Annotated in this window: 6 protein-coding genes; 4 read left to right on the top strand and 2 right to left on the bottom strand. The window is 62.4% G+C overall.

The window, feature by feature from the left end:
- The coding region (locus tag ACFWPJ_RS23415) for a hypothetical protein (RefSeq protein ID WP_378854532.1) at window positions 1–761 on the bottom strand (761 nt) is incomplete at its 3' end.
- Window positions 762–950: 189 nt separating this feature from the next.
- Here ACFWPJ_RS23415 and ACFWPJ_RS23410 point away from each other — a divergent pair.
- Together ACFWPJ_RS23410 and ACFWPJ_RS23405 are read left to right on the top strand one after the other, a co-directional pair.
- Window positions 951–2540, top strand: a complete 1590-nt coding sequence (locus tag ACFWPJ_RS23410) for an LGFP repeat-containing protein (RefSeq protein WP_378854531.1) — start codon at window positions 951–953, stop codon at window positions 2538–2540.
- A 571-nt stretch (window positions 2541–3111) separates the two neighbouring features.
- Window positions 3112–4062, top strand: a complete 951-nt coding sequence (locus tag ACFWPJ_RS23405) for a hypothetical protein (RefSeq protein WP_378854530.1) — start codon at window positions 3112–3114, stop codon at window positions 4060–4062.
- Between the two features lie 76 nt (window positions 4063–4138).
- On the opposite strand, the gene ACFWPJ_RS23400 is transcribed toward ACFWPJ_RS23405, so the two are convergent.
- Window positions 4139–4300: a hypothetical protein gene (locus ACFWPJ_RS23400; RefSeq protein ID WP_378854529.1), complete on the bottom strand. Its 162-nt coding sequence runs from the start codon at window positions 4298–4300 to the stop codon at window positions 4139–4141.
- A gap of 202 nt (window positions 4301–4502) precedes the next feature.
- Between ACFWPJ_RS23400 and ACFWPJ_RS23395 the strand changes: the two genes are divergently transcribed.
- Entirely contained in the window at window positions 4503–4781 is a 279-nt protein-coding gene (locus tag ACFWPJ_RS23395) for a transposase (RefSeq protein WP_378854528.1), read from the top strand.
- 149 nt (window positions 4782–4930) lie between these two features.
- Window positions 4931–5375, top strand: a 445-nt coding sequence (locus ACFWPJ_RS23390) for a DDE-type integrase/transposase/recombinase (protein ID WP_378854527.1), incomplete at its 3' end; no start/stop codon positions are given.

The following is a 5375-nucleotide window of genomic DNA, read 5'->3' as shown; positions in this document are numbered from 1 at the left end:
GGGAAAACACACAGGTGACCGCACGCCCGCAGCACCAGTTCGCGCAGAGCCACCCGATCGGTGCCGACAGAGGTGCCCAGTTTGCCGCCGTGCACGACGAGAAGGCCGTCGGCGCGGGTGAAGATCATGCGGGCAGCAGCGTTCATATGGTGGATACGGCCGTCCTCGTCGACAAGGAGCGCGCTGCCATCGAGGTGTTCGAGAATCTGCGTGGTCAACCGCAGGTTTCGCGAGGCTTCGACGGACCTGAGCTGGATCGCGGCCGCAGCACGGAGGTGCGGGACGAGATGGCGAATCAACTCGATGCGGCCTGTCGATGCGAAGCCCTTGTTCGGTTCGGCCGCGACACACAACCACGACGGGCCTTCAGGACGATCGGAGAAACGAGCGAACACCCCGTCGCCCAGACCGGTCGGGCGCGCCCAGTCGACGAAGAACTCGCTCTCGGTCAACTGGCGCCGCGAAAGCACTTCGAAAACACAGCCGACCTCGCCCACTGCGCTGCGGGCCACGATGCTCGCGATCGGATCCAGGTCGCGGTAGTAGCGGTTGTAGCTGTCGACCGACGCGGTGCCCAGACCGACGCCCAGCGCGATGCGCTGGTCGTCGGGAGCGCTGGTCACCAGTGATCCAACTGCAGCCTCGAACATGGTGACGATCCGGTCTACGGTGTCTGGCCATAGCAATGGTTCGGCCGCCGCGGCGTAGATCGATTCCACCGTGGTGGAGAAGGTCTCGAGATCCACCGGATCGTTGTGCACCCGTTGATGATCCGCTCTTGGATTGTTGGCTGACAGGAGAATCGCCAGGTTCGCATCAGCCGTTCATACGATGTGAGCGCGGGGTGTGCAGCCGACACTCGATCGGTGTTCAGCCGACAGCTCGGAACGACTCGGTAGCGGCGAACAGGCACAGCGCAAGCAGGGTTGGTCCCGAGACCTTCCCGTCGAGTGAAAGAAGCGATCATCATGGGCGACAATCAGTGGCATCACAACGTGCCCAGTATCGGCGACATCGAGATCGCGCCCGGGACGAGTCCGACGAGCTGGTTCACTCCGACGGACGTTGTGCAACACATCGCCTACGTGGGCACCGACCAGCACGTGCACGAAGCCTTCTACCGCTACGGCGGCGACAATTTCTGGCACCACAACGTGCCCAGCGCCGCCGACATCCAAGTAGCGCCCGGCACCAGCCCAACCAGCTGGTACACCCCCAGTGACGATGTGCAGCACATCGCCTACGTGGGCACCGACCAGCAGGTGCATGAGGCGTTCTACCGATTGTCGGGCGGTGATGGGCAGTGGCATCACAACGTGCCCAGTATCGACGAAACCGCAGTCGCATCCGGTACCAGCCCAAGTAGCTGGTACACGCCGAACGACAATGTGCAGCACATCGCCTACGTCGGCACCGACAAGCAGGTGCACGAAGCTTTCTACCGGCTTCCCGACTTCACGCCCGAGCTGAAAGCGGCTGAGCGCATCGGGCGCAAGGCTGCGAATTGGGCCGAAGGGCCACCAGGGGATCGCACGCCTCTTTCCGCGACACGCGAAGCTCCCGGCGGCGGCTACGTTCGAAAATATCCGGCAGGAGACATCTACTACGAAGAAGATTCCGGCGCGAAGTGGGTGTGCGGCGACATCCTACAAAAGTACGTACAAGCTGGAGGTTCGGCTGCTCTCGGATTCCCGCTCAACGATGAAAGCTCCGCAGACGGCGGCGGCCGATTCAATGCATTCCAACGTGGTTCAATCTATTTCTCGTCCCGAACAGGTGCTCAAGTAATTCGCGGTCATATATTCAATCACTGGCTCGGCTTGGGTGCCGAGCGGTCCTACCTGGGCTACCCATTCTCCGGGGAGAATCCCGTGCCCGATCCGGGAACCACCTGGGCACGCTTTGAGCGCGGAGCAGTCCACATCAATGACGCCAATCAGGTCGTCTTCAGTGTCGCGGACACTCGTTTCATCAGGACTGGCGTCATTCATGTTGACGGTGCTGCTGCGAACGGCTGGGCGGAGCTCACGCTCAGCTCTTCCGGAGCTTGGAGATACAACGGCAGCATGCGATCTACGGGCGCATTGAGCTACGACGTGACAATGACCTCCGTCGTAGACCTGAAGGCGTCCCTAGGGCGGGGCCTTGCGTTTGTCGAGAACGGTGACGTGGAAGGAACTCTGGTGCTCGGAGGCAACCGAGCCCATACCTGGGACGACAAAGGAGAGGATCCTTTTATCAGAGACAACTGGGACGCCATTCGCGGAGCGAAGGTAATCTCCGAGTTCAAGGTAGATTTCGGACCAGGTGATGTCTTGGCGATTATTGCCACTGTTATCGGCGTTCCCCTGGCTGCAATCGGAATGGCCATCGGCATAGCCTTGATGGCAAACGGAAAGTTTTGCGGATATCGCCATCAACACGTGTGGGATCCGCAACGCGGCGAATACGTCGACCAGACTGGGGCAGTATACGTCGACAAGCATTCACCATGCCCCCCCGGGACGTTTGACGATCCGAGTAAATTACCGCCGCCGTGATCGGGCGTGGCGAACGAGATCTGAACGACTTGCCTCGCTGGATGTTCCGCCCCGAACCGGCTAACCAGCCCGTCGAATGGCTGATTGCCACACCTGATCACGACCAGAGGGCTTCCTGTGTTGTCGTGGCGCCGGGTGGTGGTTGTCGAGACCTCGAGCCCGGGGCCGATCTCACGGCGGTGCCCGACGGATCACCGCAGCCACATAGTGCAGGGCCGAAGATGACAACGGCAGCGACGTGTCCGGCTAGCAGGGGTACCAGTAGCGTTGGCCGAATTTCGGGTGGATTTGGAGGTGCCCCGGGTCGCCCTGGACTGCTCGGACGTCAGTCGCCGGGCCGCCCGTGAACCCGGCTGTTTTGCCAGTTCAGGCGAACTTCGTTGCTCGCGATTACTACCGGTACCCCTTAGCGCGGGTGGTTCCGAATTCCGGTCCCAGGAGCCAGGCGCAGCGACGATACTGTCGGTCAACCGGGACCACACTCGGTAAGTCAGCCAGTTCTCGACCAAAGGCCCCGACCATGTCGTTTACGAGTCAACTGACCACGGTTCTGCCCTCTGCGGTGGCCGGTGTGATCGCGCTGGGCTCTGCTGCTTACACCGTTCGATCCGCGGCGCGGACCTCCAAAGAGGTCGAGCAGCTGAAGGCGAAATTGGCACAAGAAGCCGCTGCTGCCGAAGCACACCGCAATCTCGAATACCAAGCGCGCGCGAAGATCTATGCCCAAAGCGAACCCATCGTCCTCAAGCTGGCCGAGAGCGCGGAGTTCGCCGCGTCCCGGATCATCGCGCTGGCAGATCCGCGCCGCGCCCAGGTCCTGCAGGCGACGACCACGGGCAGCTGGATGCTGAGCAATTCCTCGGAAACCATCGCTATCACGCACGCGCTGCTCGAACCGCTGGCCTGGTCCACGCTGCTGCGCGAAACAACGAACTTCGTCGATCTCCGATTCGAGCACCGCCTGTCGGAGATCTACACCCTCGCGCGGGCGGCCTACCAAACCCACCTCGACGACTACGTGATCGCTGAGATCCCGCCGGCCTTCCCGTACGATCCGCTGGTAGCGGGTTGGCGTCAGAAGCGGCAGGTCGAACCAGCGATCTATTGGTGGCAGGGCATCACCCGCGGTCGGCTCGATCCCGCCATCGAGCTGTGCCTCAACCGCGACGCGGGACGGGCAGCCACCGCAGCGGAATTCGAGAAGCAGTACCTCGAACTGTTCGACTTGACCAGAGACGCGCGCCACAAGTGTCTGGGTCTGTTCTGCAATCCCTTGTACAACTTCCGCGCCGAGGACCGCCCGATCTACTGGCGAATTCTGCTCTGCCAGTTGCTGATCTACAGGCGACTGGCACGGCGCAGCCGGATGCCGAGCGACGTCCTGATGACACCGACGTTGGAATTCGACACCAAGGATGTCGCACTCCTATGCAAGACCTCCACACTCCGAGACGACGCCTTCGACGCGAGCCTGGACGCCGCTCTGACCTACACCGCTCGCGTCCTGGCTGCGCCCAGCTGACTGCCCGCTTTCCCGGGCACCTCTCAGTGAGCATCCGGGAACTTCGGTCATGCTCGGGCGAGTCGGCGTGACATGGTCATGATGGTGGCGATGTAACCATGGATTCGTGGTGGTCGGGGCGGGCTTCGTAGTCGCGGACACAGCGGCGGTGTTTGCTGATCCAGGCGAAGGTTCGTTCCACGACCCAGCGACGCGGCAGCACGACGAAGCCGGGTTCGGTGCGTTTGACGATCGTCACGGCAAGGTTCAGGACCTGATGTGCCCAGTGCACAAGCGTGATGCACCGGATGCAACTCTTCCTACTTGGTTCGTCAGAGGCCCAGGTCTACGCGGGCGCTGCGCTGCCGACGGCGCCGATCTGACTGGAGCCCGCTGAGCAGGTCCAACGGTTGTGAGAGTTCTGATGCACCAGAATGGGTGCAGGAGGACGAGAACACGACATGGCACGACGACGACACACCCCCGAGCAGATCATCCGCAAGCTCCGCGAGGGCGAGAAGCTGATCGGGCAGGGATTCTCGATCGACGAGGTGTGCAAACACCTCGAGATTTCCGAGGCCTCCTGGCATCGCTGGCAGGCTCAGTACGGCGGCATGAAGTCCGACGACGCGAAACGGCTCAAGGAGCTCGAGCGCGAGAACGCGCGGCTGAAGAAGATGGTCGCCGAGCAGGCCCTCGATATCGACATGCTCAAGGAAGTGAACCGGGGAAACTTCTGAGCCCGGACCGCCGCCGCAGGGCCGTGGTGGTTCTGCAGCAACGGTTTCGGGTGTCGCAACGCCGCGCCTGTCGCGTGGTGGGGCAGTCCAGGTCGGTGCAACGCCGCCCGCCCACGATCGCCGGGATCGACCGAGCGTTGCGTGCTCGGTTGCGTGAGATCTCGCGCAATCATCCGCGGTGGGGATGGCGCAAGGCGCACGCATTGTGCCGCGGCGAGGGTATTGTCACCAACCACAAACGGACCCAGCGCCTTTGGCGTGAGGAGGGGTTGAAGCGGCCGGCTAAGGTCCGGAAGAAGCGACGGATCGGCGCCGGCCGCAACCAACGGCTGCGGGCGTGCGCGCCCGATCAGATGTGGGCACTGGATTTCCAGGTCGATGTCACCGTCGACGGGCGGCAAGTCCGGTTTCTCAACATCGTCGACGAGTTCACGCGGGAAGCATTGGCCACCAGAGCGTTTCGATCATGCACCGCTGATCAATTAGTCGGAGTGCTCGACGAGATCCTTGCCGACACCGGTCGAATGCCGGCCCACATCCGGATGGACAACGGCACCGAGATGACCGCCCATGCGATGCGGGATTGGTGCCGGT

It is taken from the genome of Nocardia sp. NPDC058497, from assembly GCF_042720195.1.
Lineage (GTDB): Bacteria > Actinomycetota > Actinomycetes > Mycobacteriales > Mycobacteriaceae > Nocardia.
The sequence above is the reverse complement of the archived record's forward strand: the minus strand, read 5'-3'. Positions and strand labels throughout refer to the sequence as shown.

Coding starts and splice junctions, on each gene's coding strand:
- ACFWPJ_RS23395 (WP_378854528.1), top strand. CDS start 4,503: ATGGCACGACGACGACACACCCCCGAGCAGATCATCCGCAAGCTCCGC.